Genomic DNA, 15465 nt, shown 5'->3' with positions numbered 1-15465 from the left:
AGCTTTGCCGGCGGCGCAAGATTGCATGACATCTGCCGCGAGACAAGGACCCCGGCCGCTCATCCTGTCAGCGGAGCTGACGCGAAACCGGGCAAGTGGATGTCTTGATGCCTGATCATAGGTGCAACGGTTCGCGAACCATCTATCTCCGGTAGACCTGCGATCGATTTCCCGTATCGAGGGCAGCCGCGGACCGTCACTTCGAGGAAACCTGCCGCCGGCGCCATTGCAGCAAGGCGTACGGTGGGTTCGACTCCGGATGATGTTCGAAGACTCCCTCCACGTCAGCGCCGATCGTGACCTTCTGCGCGGGATCGCCGAGCAGATTGCCGACCATGCGGATTCCCCCGGCGTGAGGCAGCTCGACAAGCACCGCAATATAAGGTCCATGCCCTTTCAGCGCCGCGTGCGAGGGATGCCACACACGCTCCCAGCTGAAGATCCGGCCGCACGGCTGGACTTCCGTCCATGCAGGGTCGAAGGCGTGGCAGCGATGGCAGAGCCATTCGGGTCCGAATTGCCAAGCGTTGCAATGGCTGCAGCGCTGCACCAGCAGCTTGCCCTTCCGCAATCCTTCCCAATAAGGCGCTGACAGGCCATCAGGCTCTGCGACCGGGATTGGCAGGCCCGCCGGTAGATAGCGCGCGGTCGGATTGGTCATAAGGTGGCCTCCGAACCCAAAATGAGATTGCTCGCGGGTGAGACCATCGGACCTCCGATGACCATTGCCACGTCGCTGCGGCGGGCCTGGCTCGTCGACGTGCCGCGCACCTGACGAACAGCCTCCAGCACGAGCTCAAAGCCGTGCATGTAGCATTCGGCGAGATTGCCGCCGCTGGTGTTGAGCGGCAGCCGCCCGGACGGCGCGATCAGGTTCTCGAATGTCAGGAAGTCGTTGGCGTCCTCCGGGCGGAAGAAGCCATGCTCTGCCAGCGCCATCACGACGCCGCCGGTGAAATTCTCGTACGCCTGGACCACACCGACGTCGGACGGTCCTATCTCGGCCATGCGGTAGACATCCGGAGCGACCGTGTCGAAACTCGCGGTGGCATAGAGCGGCGCGTTGTGCGCCGTCGCGGCCGCACGATGTCCGGAGCCAAAGGCCGCACCGAGCAGATAGGCCGGCTTGCGCCTGAAGTCGCTGGCGCGCTCGGCCGATACCAGCACCAGGGCCGCTGCGCCGTCATTCTCCATGCAGCAGTCGTAGAGATGAAACGGCTCCACGATCCAGCGCGAAGCATCGTATTTCCCGGGATCGAGCGGCCTGCCATACATCACGGCTCGCGGGTTGGCCTGGGCATGATGATAGGAGGCGAGCGCAATCGCGCACATGGCGTCCTGCCGGACGCCGTGCTCGTGCATGTAGCGCTGCACTCGCATCGCAAAGCGCTGCGGCGGCGCCAGCACCCCGTAGGGCATCAAGTAGGAGCGTTCGCCCGACACGGTGTGGATCCCGGCCGCCTGCCCGAAGCGACCATATTGGCCCTGCGCCAGCGAGCGGAACACCACGACACAATCGGCGAGGCCCGCGACGATCGCGGCTGCCGCATTGGCAACCGCCGCGCAGCAGCCGCCGCCTCCCCCGCCCCACTGCATCGTCGCAGTGCGCAATCGGTGCGTGCCGAGCGCCGCTGCCAGCCGCGACGCCTCGCTGCGGTCGTCGCTGTAGGAGGAAAAGCCGTCGATGTCGCGGGGATCGAGGCCGGCGTCCTCACATGCCGCCAAGATGGCTTTCAGGGCGAGCTTGAATTCCGGGTCGGGAGAAGCGCCGTGGCGATAATACTCGGTTTCGCCGATCCCGATCACGGCGACACGGCCACGCAGCGTCCGCTCGTCTCGCGCTCGCGCCGTCACGCCTTGACGTCCTCTCGTGACGGCTGGCTGCCGAAAGCTCCGCTCGCGGCGAGACGCGCGATCTGTGCCTCCTCATAGCCGAGCAGCTCGCGCAGCACGCTGTCGGTATGCTGTCCGACTGCCGGCGCCGCGACGGGGTCAACGATCGGCGTCCGCGAGTAACGGATCGGCAGGTTCACATTCGGCACCCAGCCGACCGTCTCGTGCGGAATCCGGGTGACGATGTCGCGCTCCCTCGCCTCGGGTGAGCGGATCGCCTCGCCGACGGTGCGCAGCTGGCCGCAGGGCACGCCGGCGGCCCGCATCCGTGTCTGCCAGTGTGACCAGGGCTGCTTGCCAAACGCGTCACCGAGGATCGCGAACAACTCCTCACGCCGGCGGATCCGGTCAGGGCCTGTCGCATAGATCTCGGCCGCGGCGAGGTCCTCGCGCCCGAGCACCTGCGACATCAAGCGCTGGAAGATCTTGTCATTGCCGCAATTGATGTAGAACGAGCAATCGCTGCCAAGAAACACGCCCGACGGGCAGGTGTCGGGACTGGTGTTGCCGCTTCGCTTCGGATCGGCATCGTTGAACAGCGACTGCATGGTCGCGTACCCGGTCATCAGGACGGCATTCTCGAACAACGATACCTCGATGGCCTGGCCCTGCCCACTGCGCTCGCGCGCGAACAGGGCCCCAAGGATCGCATTGCTCGCCATCATCGCGGTGCTGATATCCATGACTGGCGACAATGCCCGCACGCCCTCGCGATCGGCATAGCCGTTCATCGATACAAAACCGCTCTCGACCTGCGCGATCGGATCGAAACCGAGCCGGTCCGAAAACGCCCCGTCGCGTCCATAGGCCGATACCGCGCAATAGATGATCTCAGGCTTGATCTTGCGGCAGTTCTCGTAGTCGAGCCCCAGCCGCGCCATCACGCCGGCGGAGAAATTCTCGACGACGACGTCAGCTGTGGCGATCAGCTCGCGCGCGACCTTTATTCCCTCGGGGGATTTGAGATCGAGCGCGACGCTGCGCTTGTTGCGGTTGGTCCAGAGGAACGGCGCGCCGTGCTTGAGATCGGGATGCACTGGAGGATAGCGACGCAAATCGTCGCCGCGGCCGGGCGCCTCGATCTTGATCACCTCGGCGCCCATGTCGGCCAGGATCATGGTGGCAAACGGTCCCGCGATGAAATGCGAAAAATCGACCACCCGAATCCCCTGAAGCGCCCTTGGCGCATTGGGCGCACGAGGCGTGTGCTCAGGGAATTCGGCTTCAAGTTGATCCAACATCAGGACATCCGTCGGTTTGAGAAGTGTCGATCCAGGTTTGCCGCAAACGTTCAATTGCTCTTCGAAGACTCGACGAGCGAACATCCGCTCTGATCAAGCGGTCGAAACGCCTCCGGTCCGGACAGCACGCCAACCTGCTCCAGCAGATCCCACTTGCTCTTCGACGCAGTCGGGCTCTTCACCTTGAAGATGTACATGTTGTGAATGGCGCGGCCATCAGCGCGAACGACAACTGGCCCGAACAAGGCGTCATCGATCGGCGTCTCCTTCAGCTTGCGGATCACGGCCTGCGCATCGTTGCTGCCTGCCGCGAGCGCCGCGTTCAGATAGGCCAGCACCGAGGAATAGACACCGGCATGGAATGCGGTCGGTGACTGCCCATGTTGCCGCTCGCTGAACCTGGCCGACCAGGCGCGGCTGGCATCGTTGAGGTCCCAGTAGAACGGCTGGGTGATGATCAGCCCCTCCCCGACCGCAAGCCCGCTGGACTCGACATCGTTGGTGGTGGTCAGCAGCGCCGCGAAGGTCCGCCCGCTCTGCTTCAGCCCGAATTCTGCGGATTGCTTGATCAGGCTGACCGTGTCGCCGCCTGCCGTCGCGAACGCGATCACATCCGCGCCCGAACCCTCGGCCTGCAGAATGAACGAGGCGTAGTCCGCATTGTTGATGGGCACGTTGACCGACCCGAGCACGGAGCCGCCGCCGGCACCGATCACCGCCGTCCCGTCGCGCACCATCGACTTGCCGAGCGCATTGTCTGTCGCGATGAAATACCACTTCTTGCCGCCGTGGCGGACAAGGTAGGCGCCGATCGTGTGCGACGCTGCCCAGGTGTCGAACGTCCACTGGATCGTGTTGGGCGAACAGAATTTCCCGGTCAGGTCCGAAGACGCCGCACTCGATGCAATCAGCGCCGCCTTGGTGCCGCGCACGACCTCGTTGACGGCGAGCCCAACGGCCGAGTTCGGCACGTCGGCGACCGCATCGACCTTCTCCTGATCGATCCAGCGGCGCGCGATTGCAGCGCCGACGTCCGCCTTGTTCTGGTGGTCGGCCGAGACGATCTCGACCTTGAAGTCGGGATGAAGCCGCATGAAATCCTCGGCGGCCATTTTGGCTGATGTCACTGACCCTTCGCCGGCATTGTCCGAATAGGGACCGGAGGCGTCGTTGAGCACGCCGATCTTGATGGTGCGCGCAGAGTCCGCCGACGCGGTCGAACTGGCCCAAATGGCCAGGAGGGATATTCCGACAATGCACGAAAAATACTTCATTGTTTCCACCCTTAATATGTCGTTGTCTTAGAGATCGAGCACCAGCGTCCGCGATTTGGCACCCGAGCAGCAGATCATGATGCTCTTGTTCGCCGCCTGCTCGTCCTCGCTCAGGAACTGGTCGCGATGATCGGGGATGCCCTCCAGCACGCGCGTCTCGCAGGTGCCACAGACCCCTTCCGCGCAGGCGTAGTTCACCGCCATTCCGGCGTCCAGCAGCGCATCGAGGATCGTCTTGCCGACCTCGACCGCAATCGTGCGGTTGCTCCGCGCGAGCCTGACGTCGAAGCCGCCCTCGGCGGCCGGTGCTTCGCGCGCCTGGAAATACTCGACATGAACGTGACCGGCCGGACGATCGGCGGTCGCCGCCTCGAATGCCTCGAGCATCGGCACCGGACCGCAGCAGTAGAGATGCGCGCGCGCTGGCGCATTCCTGACGATGGCCGGGATATCGAAGACGCGCCCCGATCGCTCGTCATCGAAATCGACATGCATGTTCAAATGGACATCCGGTCGAAGCGCCGTGAACTCATCGAGAAACGCGGCGGCGGCGCGGCTCCTTGCGGCGTAGAACAGCTCCCAGCGGCGTCCCAGTGCCTCCAGCCGTCGGATCATCGACAGCAGCGGTGTGATGCCGATGCCGCCCGCGATCAGGATCGAGTGCTCCGCCTCTTCGTGGAGCGCGAAGTTGTTTCGTGGTCGAGATACCCTGAGGATATCTCCCGCCTTGATGCAGTCGTGGACAAAGTTGGAGCCGCCCCGACTCTCACCATCCCTGTTGACCGCGATGACATAACGCTGCCGTTCGCGCTGGTCGTTGACCAGCGAGTAGCTGCGGATCATGCCGTTCGGCAAATGCAGATCGATATGGCTGCCGGCCGTAAACGGCGCCAGCCCGCCGCCGGCACGGGCGATCAATTCGTACGAATTGATCCGCTCGGCCTCGTAGCCGATGCGCTTGACCAGCACGTCCTGCGTCGCGTCAGCCATGGCGGGATGCGCTCACAGATCGTAGCCGAAATCGGTGCCGAGCTTCGCCCGCATGAACGGCGCGCCGACATCGACCCAGGAATCCTCCGGCGGTAGCCGCAGCGACACCGCCCGCACCATGAACACGTCGGGGTCCGTAACGCCCTTGGGCTTGATCGCGTGATCGCGATAGGCGCCAAGCGCCTCCAGGATGAAGCGCCGCGTCATCGCGATGCCGGTGTCGCTCGAGCAGAGCGTCTCCTTGGTACGGTCGAAGATCGGCGAGACGCCGCTTTGGCAGGCGCCGTCCTGCACCCACAGACCCGGCAGGCCCGAGAACCAGGTGGTCCGCTGCGCCTCATAGTCGAACTGAAAACCGTTCTGCGGATTGTATTTGGTCCAGTAGCCCGCGTATGGGACCGTCACCGGGTGCTCGACCAGGGCGTGGCGGCTGGCGTGACCGCTCTCGCGGCCCTTGTGTCCTTCGGCAAAGACTTGCCGCGTTTTCGGTAGCAGCGGCTCCGACGGATGGTAGGAGAACATGATGCAGAGCGTGTTCTCGTCATCGATCGGCACCCAGGCGTGCCCGCTCAAATCCGGGAACGGCGACAGCGGCGGCACCAGCGTATAGAACGGCAGCATGAACTGGTTGACGCGCCAGTACAGCGTGTTGGCATCGTAGTTGCGCCGCGCGGCGATGCTCATGCCAAAGTCCTGCTTGATGCATTCGAAGGTCGGCCGCAGGTCGCGCTTCTGGATCCAGGCGCTGGTCGTGCCCTGGGCGTCGAGCCGCCCATGCAGCAGCGGCGCGTGCGCCGAGTCGATCTCGCCTTCGACCGCCTGCAGCCAGTTGCACTCCTGGACGCGAACCGAGATGTGCACCTGCTCCGCCGGCACAAGATTCCATTCGAGGTTCGGCAACGGCGGAAGCTCAGCCTGGTCGGGACCCATATAGGTCCAGATCATCCCGTTGCGTTCCTTGCAGGGATAGGCCTTGATCCGCACGCGCTCCTTCAGGCGGCTGCGCACCGGCTCCGCCGGCATGTCCGTCACCGCGCCGGTGACGTCGAATTTCCAGCCGTGATAGACGCAGCGCAGCCCGCAATCCTCGTTTCGGCTGAAGATAAGCGGCGCGCCGCGATGCGGGCACGCCTGGTCGACCAGCCCGACGCGTCCTTCGGTGTCGCGGAAGGCGACCAGATCCTCGCCGAGCAGCCGGATGCGCTTGGGCTGTCCGTCCCTGGCGAGGTCCGCCGACGGCAGGAAGGGGACCCAGTACAGGCGGAAGAGATCGCCGAGCGGCGTGCCCTTGCCGACCCTCACCAGGCGTTCATTGTCTTCGCGCGAGAGCATGGGTGTGCCTCCTTCAATTGCGTTTGGTCGGACCCGCCGCACCGCCGAGAAGTGCTGCGACACGGTCAGACAGTCCGAGATCCTGAGCGGTCCAGAGCGGATCGGATGCAGTGAGCGGCCTTCTTGGAACGGGAGGCTGCTTGCCCTCCTCCACGAGGCCGACGATCAATTCGATGCGTCGCCGCTCAAGCTCCCGTAGCGCGTCCTCGACGACGGCCGCTTCGGCCGTGCATCCCGGGAGCTCGGGATAGGCGAGACGAACCCGCCACTGCCCCGGCTCGGTTTCGACCGCCTCGGCCTCCAGCAGATAGGGAATAGAGAGCAGCTCACGCAGGTCCAAAACCGACCTCCCAGACGATGTCTTCGCATCGCATTTGATACGTATACGTACTACATTGCCGGATGGCTGACAAGGGCCAAGAGCCATTGCATCGTCCTGCGAACAGACTCGGGCGGCGGTTCATCGCAGGGTTGAGGACGTCAGGCCAAGCTGCTAACGGCTAACGCGAATTCGTGAAATCGGAGTCCAACGACGGTGGCAGCCGACAAGGCAATGAAGACGAGCTCAGCCGCAGACATTGCGCGCAACTGGCAACTGGAAGGCGGCGTCGGATTCTTGCTGCGGCTACTGGAGGCCCGCTACGACGGGCTTTACCAAAGCATGACGCGCCAGAGCGACATCACGCCGCGGCAGTTCGGCGTGCTGATGGCGCTGTACCAATTGGGCCCTCTCACCCCCTCTGTGCTAGCGGAGCGGATCAGCTGCGACCGCAACACGCTCAGCGAAATGCTGAAGCGGATGGTCGCGCGGCGGCTGGTCGCGAAGAAGGACAATCCGGACGACCGCCGCTCGCTCCAGGTGCAGATCACCGCCAAGGGCGAGGAAGCGCTTCTCGCCGTCATTCCGGCCGCCGCCGAACTGCAAGACATCATGCTGGCTCCCTTGCGCAAGGAAGACCGCGCTCACTTCCTGAAATGCCTGCTGGCGATCGCGAAGGCTCCGCCGCCGGACGCGCCGTCGGATGCCTGAGATCATCGGCGCCCGGACCGCCTAAAGCGCGATGAGATTTAGGCCGACGCCCTCCCAAACGTGCCGGCGGCAGCGAGTGCTGCGATCGCGTCGGGCGATAATCCAAGAACCCGCGACAGCACATCGTCCCGCTGCGCGCCGATCCCGGGAACCTGACGCCCGATCGGCGTATCGGCCCCGGACATCTGCCACGGCGCGTTGACGCCGACGAATTCGCCGGCACCGTCGGCAACCGTTCCGAACACACCGCGCTGGCGCAAATGCTCATCGCTCAGCGCCTCACCGGGTGCGCGATATTCGGCGCAGGGAACGCCGGCGCGGTCCAGCGCCGCGATGCATTCGGCGACGGTGTGGCGCTCGGTCCATTGCTCGATCACCTGCATCATGGCGGTCCAGTTGGCGCCACGTGCCGGAATGGTTGCAAAGCGCGGATCGTTCACGAGCTCATCCTGTCCCGTCACCTCGCATAGCGCCGCAAAATTGCGCGGCGTGACCGGGGCGATCAGGATATCGCCATCGCGTGTGCGCACGGGGCCGTAGGTTGGACGCGGCACGTGGACCGGGAATTGCGCCTCCTGAAGCTCGTAGACCAAGAGGTTCAGCATGCAATCCATCAATGCCACGTCGACGCGCTGACCTTTGCCGGTGCGCATCCGCTGGACCAGCGCGGTCTGGATCGCGGAATAGCCGAAGATGCCGCCGAGGATGTCGGCGACAAAGATCGCGCCGGCCGCCGGCCGCTCCCGGTCACCGGCATAGCGCATCAGCGAGGTATCGAACCCGCTTTCGGCATGCACGATCATGGCGTAGGCCGCGCGCTCGGCAGCGGGGCCTGTCTGTCCATAACCCGAGATCGAGCAATAGATCAGACGCGGGTTGATCTCGCGAAGGGCCTCGTAGCCGAGACCAAGCCGATCCATCACTCCGGGACGAAAATTCTCAACGACGATGTCCGCCTCCGCGACCAGGCGATGCACGAGCTTGATCGCATCGGCGTTCTTCAAGTCCAGCGCCAGGCTGCGCTTGCCGGCATTGAGCTGGCCGAAATAGGTGCTGTGGCCTTCGCGCAGCGGCGTCCGCAACCGCATGTCGTCGCCTTCCGGCGGCTCGATCTTGATGACCTCCGCGCCGACGTCGGCCAGCAGCCGCGCGCAATAGGGCCCCGCCACCATGATGGAAAAATCCAGCACGCGCACACCGGCAAGCGGCGCCCTTTCGCCATCCTTCTGCATCCGATCTCTCCTACCTCGGCAGTCCGAGCGCGCGCTGCGCGATCAGGCTGCGCTGAATTTCGTTGGTCCCGATGCTGATCACCCACATCAGCGAATGCCGCAGGTTTTGCTCGAAGCGGCCATTGTCGATCGCACCCGGCATCTGCTCGGACAGCGCAGCGCGCATGCCGAGGATGTCGAGCGCAGCCTCGCCGAAGCGCTCCATCAGTTCACCGGAGAACACCTTGCTGATCGCGCCATATTCCGGCGGCGTCGCGCCGTCGGCGGCGAGCTCGGCGCAATGCATCATCAGGAGACGGCCGATCTCGATTTCGGACGCCAAAGTCGCGATCCTGTCGCGGACGATCGGGTCCTCAGCCAGGGACCGATCGCCGATGACATGCGCACGCAATCGTTCGAAAGCATGGGCGACCTTCAGAACGATTCCGCCACCAACCAACCCCCGCTCGAAGGCCAGCGCGCCGGTCAGCACCTTCCACCCACCATTGACCTCGCCAACGATGTTCTCGGCGGGAATGCGAACATCGTCGTAGAAGATGTTGGCGAACGTGCCGTCATACATCGTTACAGACGGACGAATCGTGATGCCCGGCGCATCCATCGGCACGATGAACATGCTGATGCCGGCGTGCGGCGGTTTGGCGTCCTTGTCGGTGCGCGCGGCGAGGAACATGTATTTGCCCCACCAGGTAGTGGTCCAGATCTTCTGGCCGTTGATCACCCACTGGTCGCCGTCCCGGATGGCGCTGGTGCGCAGCGCTGCCAGATCGGAACCCGCCTGCGGCTCACTGTAACCCATGCCGTGCATGGCTTCGCCGCGCAGGATTTCCGGAAGGTATTTTTGCTGCTGTTCCGGCGAGCCGAACATCATCAGCGCGTTGGCCTGAATCGCCGCGCCAATCCGCGGTGCCTCGCCCCGCTCCATCGTCTCCATGAAGGCGATCTGCTCCAGCGGAGAGCGCGCCTGGCCGCCGAATTCTTGCGGCCATCCGAGGCCGATCCACCCGGTCTCACCGATGTCGCGGGCGAAGCCGGCATCGAACTCGCGCTTGGCGAATGGCCTCTGGTCGAACGCATCCTTCCGGCTTCCGGTCCAGTTTTGCTCGAGCCAAAGCCGGACCTGCTCGCGTAACGCATTGCCGGCCGGCCCGAGGTCGTATTGCGGCAGCCCTGCGCCGCCGGCGTCCAACAGCCGTGCCGCCAGTTTTCGTTTTGCATCCGACGCGCCGCCGAGCGCGATCGCATCGAGGTGCACTCGCTTGAAATGGGCCGGCGCCTCGTGCTCCTCGGCGTAACCGATCGCACCGAAAATATGCTGGGTCTCCAGCGAAACCCGCCGCAACGCATCGCCTGAGAACGCCAAAGCACAATCGGCGAAGTAGCGCCAGTCGTCGTCGCCACCATCATGCAGTCTGGCGGTATGTTCCAGGATCAACCTGACGCCCTCGAGCGCGATCAGGCAGTTTGCCAGCTTGTGCTGAATGGCCTGGAATTTTCCGATCGGATGCCCGAACTGATGCCTTTCCTTGGCATAGTCCACCGCGAGATCGAACGCGCGCCGGGCAGCGCCATAGGCGCGCGCGATCAACGCCACCTTGCCCTTGCGGCGGAGATCGCCGGCATCGACCGATCCGAGCGGAATCAGCGTGGCCGGCGCAGCGCTCAGCCTGATCTCGTAGAGCGCTGACGCGCCCATCGCGCGGATCGCGATGCACTCGACGCCGGGAGCGCCGAGGTCGATCAGCGCAAGGTGAGACTGATCGAGCGCGGCCAGGAGATGCGTCGCGCTCGCTGCAGTCTCGACGAAGCGGAGCACGCCTGTTGCCTTGAGGTCGGTAACCTGGATCGAGCCCGCGCCGGGATCGGGATCCAGCGCGGCGAATGAGAAGACAACAATCGCCTTCCCGCAATGCAGCCGCTCCAGCAAATCAGTGGCAGCAGCGATCTGCGACCCGGAGACCGCAAGATTGGCCAAGGCCGCAGACCACATCGGCGCCGGACATCCGGCACGGCCAAGCTCCGCCATGACGACGAGAATCTCGGCGAGCCCGCCGTCGCCGTCCTCCGCACCGAGCGTGGCTACTCCCTGCCCGACCAGCTTGCGCCAGATCGCCGATATCGCGTCCGGCGAGGACGACGCAGTCGCGCCGCGCGGACGCCAATGCTCGTCGAGGAATCCGCGCACGGAATCGCGCAGCATCCCAGTGATATCGTCTCCTGACACCTCGGTCGGCGCCATCGCCCGGCCTATGCCTGGCCGAACCTGGGCTTGCGCTTCTCCTTGAAGGACATGGTCGCTTCCTTGTGGTCGGCGGTCTCGAATGTCACCTGCTCCAGCGCCATCGAGGCCTCCAGCAGCATGTTCACGCGCTCCTTGACGATCTGGTTGATCGACAGCTTGGTCCAGCGGATGGCCCAGGTCGGGCCGTTCGCAAGCTCGACCGCGATCTCGCGGGCCTTGGCCAGCACTTCCGCGCGCGGCGCGACGTGATTGACCAGCCCGATCCGCTCCGCTTCCTTGCCCTTCAGCAGCGTGCCGCGGATCAAGAATTCCTTGGCCTTGTTGATGCCGATCAGCAGCGGCCAGATCACCGTACCGCCGTCGCCCGCGACCAGACCGACGCGCGAAACGTGGGTGTCGCCGATCCGCGCGTCGTCCGCCATCACCGTGATGTCGCAGAGCAGCGCATGGGTCGCCGCGAGGCCGATGGCGTCGCCGTTGATCGCCGCGATGATCGGCTTGTCGAGCTCGAGCTGGCGGGTGACGCCGCGCCGGCTGATCATCGGATCGTGCACCTCGCCCTCCTCGAGCACGTCACCGCCCGGCCGCTCCGACATCGCCTTCACGTCGCCGCCGACGCTGAAGAAATCGCCGGCGCCGGTCAGCACGACGGCATTGACGGCATGGTCGTCGGCGAGATCGTCCCAAATCGTCCGCAGCTCGCGGATCAGCTTCTGATTGATGGCATTGCGCGCCTGCGGACGATTCAAGGTCACGGTCGCGACCTTGTCGGCAACCTCGACCGTCAGACATTCATAATTGGCGTAGTTGGACACGTTTACCTCCACTGTTATTGCTATTTGAGTGTTGTGGCAGGGTCAGTGCGCGCTACCGGCGCATCCCCGGCTGCACGTCAGCCAATGCGACGTGAAGCGACATGGCGCCGGGATCCTGCTCCAGCATGCGCTGTACGGATTCGAGGTGCAACCGCAGCAGCCGGCTCGCCAGCGCCACGTCGCGCTCGCTCAGCGCCGCCAGGAATTGCCGCCGCTTCTCGGCCAGCCGCGCCATCGCAACCCCGCTCGAGGCGACCTTGGCGTAGACGAAGCGCATGTGGATCTCGGTGACGGAATCCACGATCATCGCGATCACCTTGTTGCCGGTCGACGCCGCCAGCAGCTTGTAGAACTCGCGCGAGCACTCGACCCGATCGAGCAGCCGGCCCTCCTTCGTAGCGAGCTCCGTCCGCTCGATATTGGCTTCCAGCGCGTCGAGATCGGCCCGCCGCGCATTTGCGCACGCCAGCTGCACCACGAGGTCGAGCACATGAACCCTCGCCTCCGACAATTCCCGCACCGAAATCGTGCCGAGGCTCAGCATGTCGCGCATGACCTCGTTCATGCGGCGGGTATCGCCCTGCTGGATGAAGGCGCCGCCCTTGACGCCCTTCTGCAGCCGCAGCACGCCGGCCATCTCGAGGCTGCGCAACGCTTCGCGCAGCACATTCCTGCTGACGCCGAGCTGCTGCGCCAGTTCACGTTCGGCCGGCAGCTTGTCGCCGGGCTTCAGCACGCCGAGCGCAAGCTGCTCGCGAATGCGCTCACAGATTTCCTCGAACGTCCGCCTGGTGTGGATCGGCTTGAAGGTCGGCGCGGCCGCGGAGCCGGCTGCACGAAGATCGGTGGCCCGCTCCCGCCGGTTCGGCGAGGCGGTACGGGGGCGCTGCGGCGCGCGAGGGCTTGACTTGGTGCTCATGCGGTGAACTATTAAATGGATCACCCATTCAATGGAAGCCCCGTTTTGGCTTCCGGCAAAGAAAACAAACGGGGAGTCCGTATGAGTTTTTCCGAGGAGCAGGTCGCATTCCGCGACAACGTGCGCAGGATGGTCGCCAGGCACGTGGCGCCGATCGCCGCCGAGATCGACGAGACCGACCGCTTCCCGCTCGAGCTGGTGAAGCTGTTCGGCGAGATGGGACTGATGCAGCTCTGGGTGCCGGAGCGTTATGGCGGCCCGAACGGCAATCTGACCATGGCCTGCATCGCGCGGGAGGAGATCTCGAAGGTCTCGCCCGCTTGCGCGTCGATCGCGGCACTCAACACCATGTTCATCATGCCGCTGCTGCATTTCGGATCGGAAGAGCAGCGCAAGAAATACCTGCCGATCATCGCCGAGGGCGGCATCGTCACCGCGATCGCGATCTCCGAGCCGCAGGCCGGCTCCGACGTCGCCGCGCTCAACACCCGCGCCCGGAAGGACGGCGACAGCTATGTCCTCAATGGCCGTAAGCAATGGTGCAGCTACGGCGTCGTCGCCGACTACATTGTGGTGATGGCGCGGACCAGTGACGGCGCCGGCGCCGATGGCATCAGCGCCTTCATCGTCGAGCCGAAAAAGATGCCGGGCATCTCGTTCGGACGGCACGAGCGCAAGATGGGCTTTCGCGGCGCCCCCAACACGCCGATCTTCTTCGACAATGTCCGGGTTCCGGCCGAAAATCTCGTCGGTGAGGAAGGCAAGGGTTTTCGCGCGTCGATGCGCGCGCTCGACCTCAACCGGCCGACCATCGGCGCCCAGTCCGTCGGCCTTGCGCAAGGCGCGCTCGATGCCTGCATCGCCTACGCCAAGGAGCGCAAGCAGTTCAAGAAGCCGATCTCCGAATTCCAGGGCGTGCAGTTCATGCTCGCCGACATGGCGATGCAGATCGAGGCCGCCCGCGCGCTGGTCTATGAATGCGCCCGCGCCGGCGACGCGGGGGACTGGAAGCGCCTCAACGTGCTCGCCAGCATGGCCAGATGCGTCGGCAGCGACATGGCCATGAAGGTGACAACCGACGCCGTCCAGATCTTCGGCGGCTACGGCTACACCATGGACTACCCGGTCGAGCGCATGATGCGCGACGCCAAGCTGACCCAGATTTTTGAAGGCACCAACCAGATCCAGCGCGTGGTGATCGCCCGCGAGCTGCTGCGCTAGCGATTTCAACAAGAAACGAACTACAGGGAGGAACGACCTTGAACCCTATCATCACCTGGGCGCTGGCGGCGATCGCGCTGTCCGGCTTGCTGGCGGCGCCTGCCGACGCACAGAAGGCCTACGGTCCCGGCGCCAGCGACACCGAGATCAAGCTCGGTCAGTCGACGCCGCTGAGCGGCCCCGCCTCGGCCTTCGGCGCGGGCGCCGGGCGCGCCGTGGTCGGTTATTTCGAGATGCTGAACGCACAAGGCGGCATCAACGGCCGAAAGATCAACTTCACCCAGCTCGACAATGCCTACAGCGCACCGAAAGCGGTGGAACAATCGCGCAAGCTGATCGAGGACGTCGGCGTATTGGCCGAAGTCGGTACGATCGGCACGGCGCCCAACGTCGCGATCCAGAAATACCTGAACGGCAAGCAGGTGCCGCAGCTCTTCATCACCGCCGGCGGACGCCGCTTCAACGATCCCAAGGCGTTCCCGTGGACCATCCCGCTCTATCCGGACTTCGAAACCGAAGGCCGCGTCGTCGCCAAATACATCCTGGCCGCGAAGCCCGAGGCCAGGATCGGCGTGCTTTACCAGAATGACGACTACGGCAAGGATTACCTCAAGGGCCTCCGCGCCGGCCTCGGCCCCAAGGCCGAGTTGATCGTTGCCCAGGCCTCCTACGAACTCGCCGACCCGACGATCGACTCGCAGATCGTCCAGCTCAAGGCCGCCGGCGTCGACACCCTGATCGAGCAGTCGTCGTCGAAGGCCGCCGCGCAATCGATTCGCAAGGTCTACGAGCTCGGCTGGAAACCCCTGCACGTGATCGGCGGCTCGACGGCATCGGTCGACACCATCCTGAAGCCGGCGGGCCTCGAAGCATCGAAAGGGCTGGTGACCACGCAATTCCTCAAGCAGCCCGGCGATCCGGCCTGGGCCAATGACGACGAGATCAAGGCCTACAAGGATTTCCTGAAAGCCTACGCGCCTTCGGCCAATCCGGACGATTATTCCGTGCTGGTCGCTTACATGAATGTGCATGCCGTGGAGTTGGCATTGCGCAAGTGCGGCGATCAATTGACCCGCGAGAACCTGATCAAGGAGGCGACGTCGCTGAACGGCGAACGGCTGCCGATGATGCTGCCGGGCATCTCGATCAGCACCCGGCCCGGTGACTACACGCCGTTCCGGACGCTGCGGATTGCGACATTCGACGGAGAGAGCTGGTCGCTGACCGGCGAGCCGCTCTCGGCGGATTGAAATGCTTGGCGAGAACCCCGCTTCGC

The 15465-nt window shown here is 64.6% G+C and carries 14 protein-coding genes; 3 read left to right on the top strand and 11 right to left on the bottom strand.

Annotated elements, in window-relative coordinates:
- Nucleotides 1-196 precede the first annotated feature (196 nt).
- From HAP48_RS32630 to HAP48_RS32600, 7 genes are read right to left on the bottom strand one after another with little or no spacing between them, the layout of a single operon-like run.
- Nucleotides 197-661 (bottom strand): Zn-ribbon domain-containing OB-fold protein, encoded by a 465-nt coding sequence (locus HAP48_RS32630; RefSeq protein ID WP_166203975.1) that lies wholly within the window; start codon nt 659-661, stop codon nt 197-199.
- Nucleotides 658-1854, bottom strand: coding sequence for a thiolase C-terminal domain-containing protein (locus HAP48_RS32625; protein ID WP_166203974.1), 1197 nt, complete (start codon nt 1852-1854; stop codon nt 658-660). The genes HAP48_RS32630 and HAP48_RS32625 overlap by 4 nt, the downstream gene beginning before the upstream one ends.
- Nucleotides 1851-3134 carry a CaiB/BaiF CoA transferase family protein gene (locus HAP48_RS32620; protein ID WP_166203973.1) on the bottom strand — a complete coding sequence of 428 codons (1284 nt, stop codon included), beginning with the start codon at nt 3132-3134 and terminating at the stop codon, nt 1851-1853. The genes HAP48_RS32625 and HAP48_RS32620 overlap by 4 nt, the downstream gene beginning before the upstream one ends.
- Nucleotides 3135-3184: 50 nt before the next feature.
- Nucleotides 3185-4408 (bottom strand): ABC transporter substrate-binding protein, encoded by a 1224-nt coding sequence (locus tag HAP48_RS32615; protein WP_166203972.1) that lies wholly within the window; start codon nt 4406-4408, stop codon nt 3185-3187.
- Nucleotides 4409-4435: 27 nt separating this feature from the next.
- Nucleotides 4436-5398: a PDR/VanB family oxidoreductase gene (locus HAP48_RS32610; RefSeq protein ID WP_166203971.1), complete on the bottom strand. Its 963-nt coding sequence runs from the start codon at nt 5396-5398 to the stop codon at nt 4436-4438.
- A gap of 12 nt (nt 5399-5410) precedes the next feature.
- Entirely contained in the window at nt 5411-6730 is a 1320-nt protein-coding gene (locus HAP48_RS32605) for a Rieske 2Fe-2S domain-containing protein (RefSeq protein WP_166203970.1), read from the bottom strand.
- 13 nt (nt 6731-6743) lie between these two features.
- The gene (locus tag HAP48_RS32600; protein WP_166203969.1) at nt 6744-7070 is read right to left on the bottom strand and encodes a hypothetical protein; all 327 of its coding nucleotides are present in this window, start codon (nt 7068-7070) and stop codon (nt 6744-6746) included.
- A gap of 195 nt (nt 7071-7265) precedes the next feature.
- On the opposite strand from HAP48_RS32600, the gene HAP48_RS32595 reads away from it, so the two are divergent.
- Entirely contained in the window at nt 7266-7760 is a 495-nt protein-coding gene (locus HAP48_RS32595) for a MarR family winged helix-turn-helix transcriptional regulator (protein WP_166203968.1), read from the top strand.
- Between the two features lie 38 nt (nt 7761-7798).
- Here HAP48_RS32595 and HAP48_RS32590 read toward each other — a convergent pair whose 3' ends face one another.
- Genes HAP48_RS32590 through HAP48_RS32575 form a run of 4 tightly spaced genes read right to left on the bottom strand, consistent with a single transcriptional unit; the run spans nt 7799 to nt 12968 of the window.
- Nucleotides 7799-8992 carry a CaiB/BaiF CoA transferase family protein gene (locus tag HAP48_RS32590; protein ID WP_166203967.1) on the bottom strand — a complete coding sequence of 398 codons (1194 nt, stop codon included), beginning with the start codon at nt 8990-8992 and terminating at the stop codon, nt 7799-7801.
- Between the two features lie 10 nt (nt 8993-9002).
- Nucleotides 9003-11192 (bottom strand): acyl-CoA dehydrogenase family protein, encoded by a 2190-nt coding sequence (locus HAP48_RS32585; RefSeq protein WP_224496710.1) that lies wholly within the window; start codon nt 11190-11192, stop codon nt 9003-9005.
- Between the two features lie 47 nt (nt 11193-11239).
- Complete coding sequence (locus HAP48_RS32580; protein WP_224496709.1) at nt 11240-12049, bottom strand: enoyl-CoA hydratase/isomerase family protein; 810 nt, start codon at nt 12047-12049, stop codon at nt 11240-11242.
- Nucleotides 12050-12101: 52 nt separating this feature from the next.
- Nucleotides 12102-12968 (bottom strand): FadR/GntR family transcriptional regulator, encoded by an 867-nt coding sequence (locus HAP48_RS32575; protein WP_166203964.1) that lies wholly within the window; start codon nt 12966-12968, stop codon nt 12102-12104.
- An 81-nt stretch (nt 12969-13049) separates the two neighbouring features.
- Here HAP48_RS32575 and HAP48_RS32570 point away from each other — a divergent pair, with 81 nt between their 5' ends.
- Nucleotides 13050-14189 carry an acyl-CoA dehydrogenase family protein gene (locus HAP48_RS32570; RefSeq protein WP_166203963.1) on the top strand — a complete coding sequence of 380 codons (1140 nt, stop codon included), beginning with the start codon at nt 13050-13052 and terminating at the stop codon, nt 14187-14189.
- Between the two features lie 47 nt (nt 14190-14236).
- The gene (locus tag HAP48_RS32565; RefSeq protein ID WP_166215375.1) at nt 14237-15439 is read left to right on the top strand and encodes an ABC transporter substrate-binding protein; all 1203 of its coding nucleotides are present in this window, start codon (nt 14237-14239) and stop codon (nt 15437-15439) included.
- The last annotated feature ends 26 nt before the right edge of the window (nt 15440-15465 follow it).

Source organism: Bradyrhizobium septentrionale (assembly GCF_011516645.4).
Lineage (GTDB): Bacteria > Pseudomonadota > Alphaproteobacteria > Rhizobiales > Xanthobacteraceae > Bradyrhizobium > Bradyrhizobium septentrionale.
The sequence above is the reverse complement of the archived record's forward strand: the minus strand, read 5'-3'. Positions and strand labels throughout refer to the sequence as shown.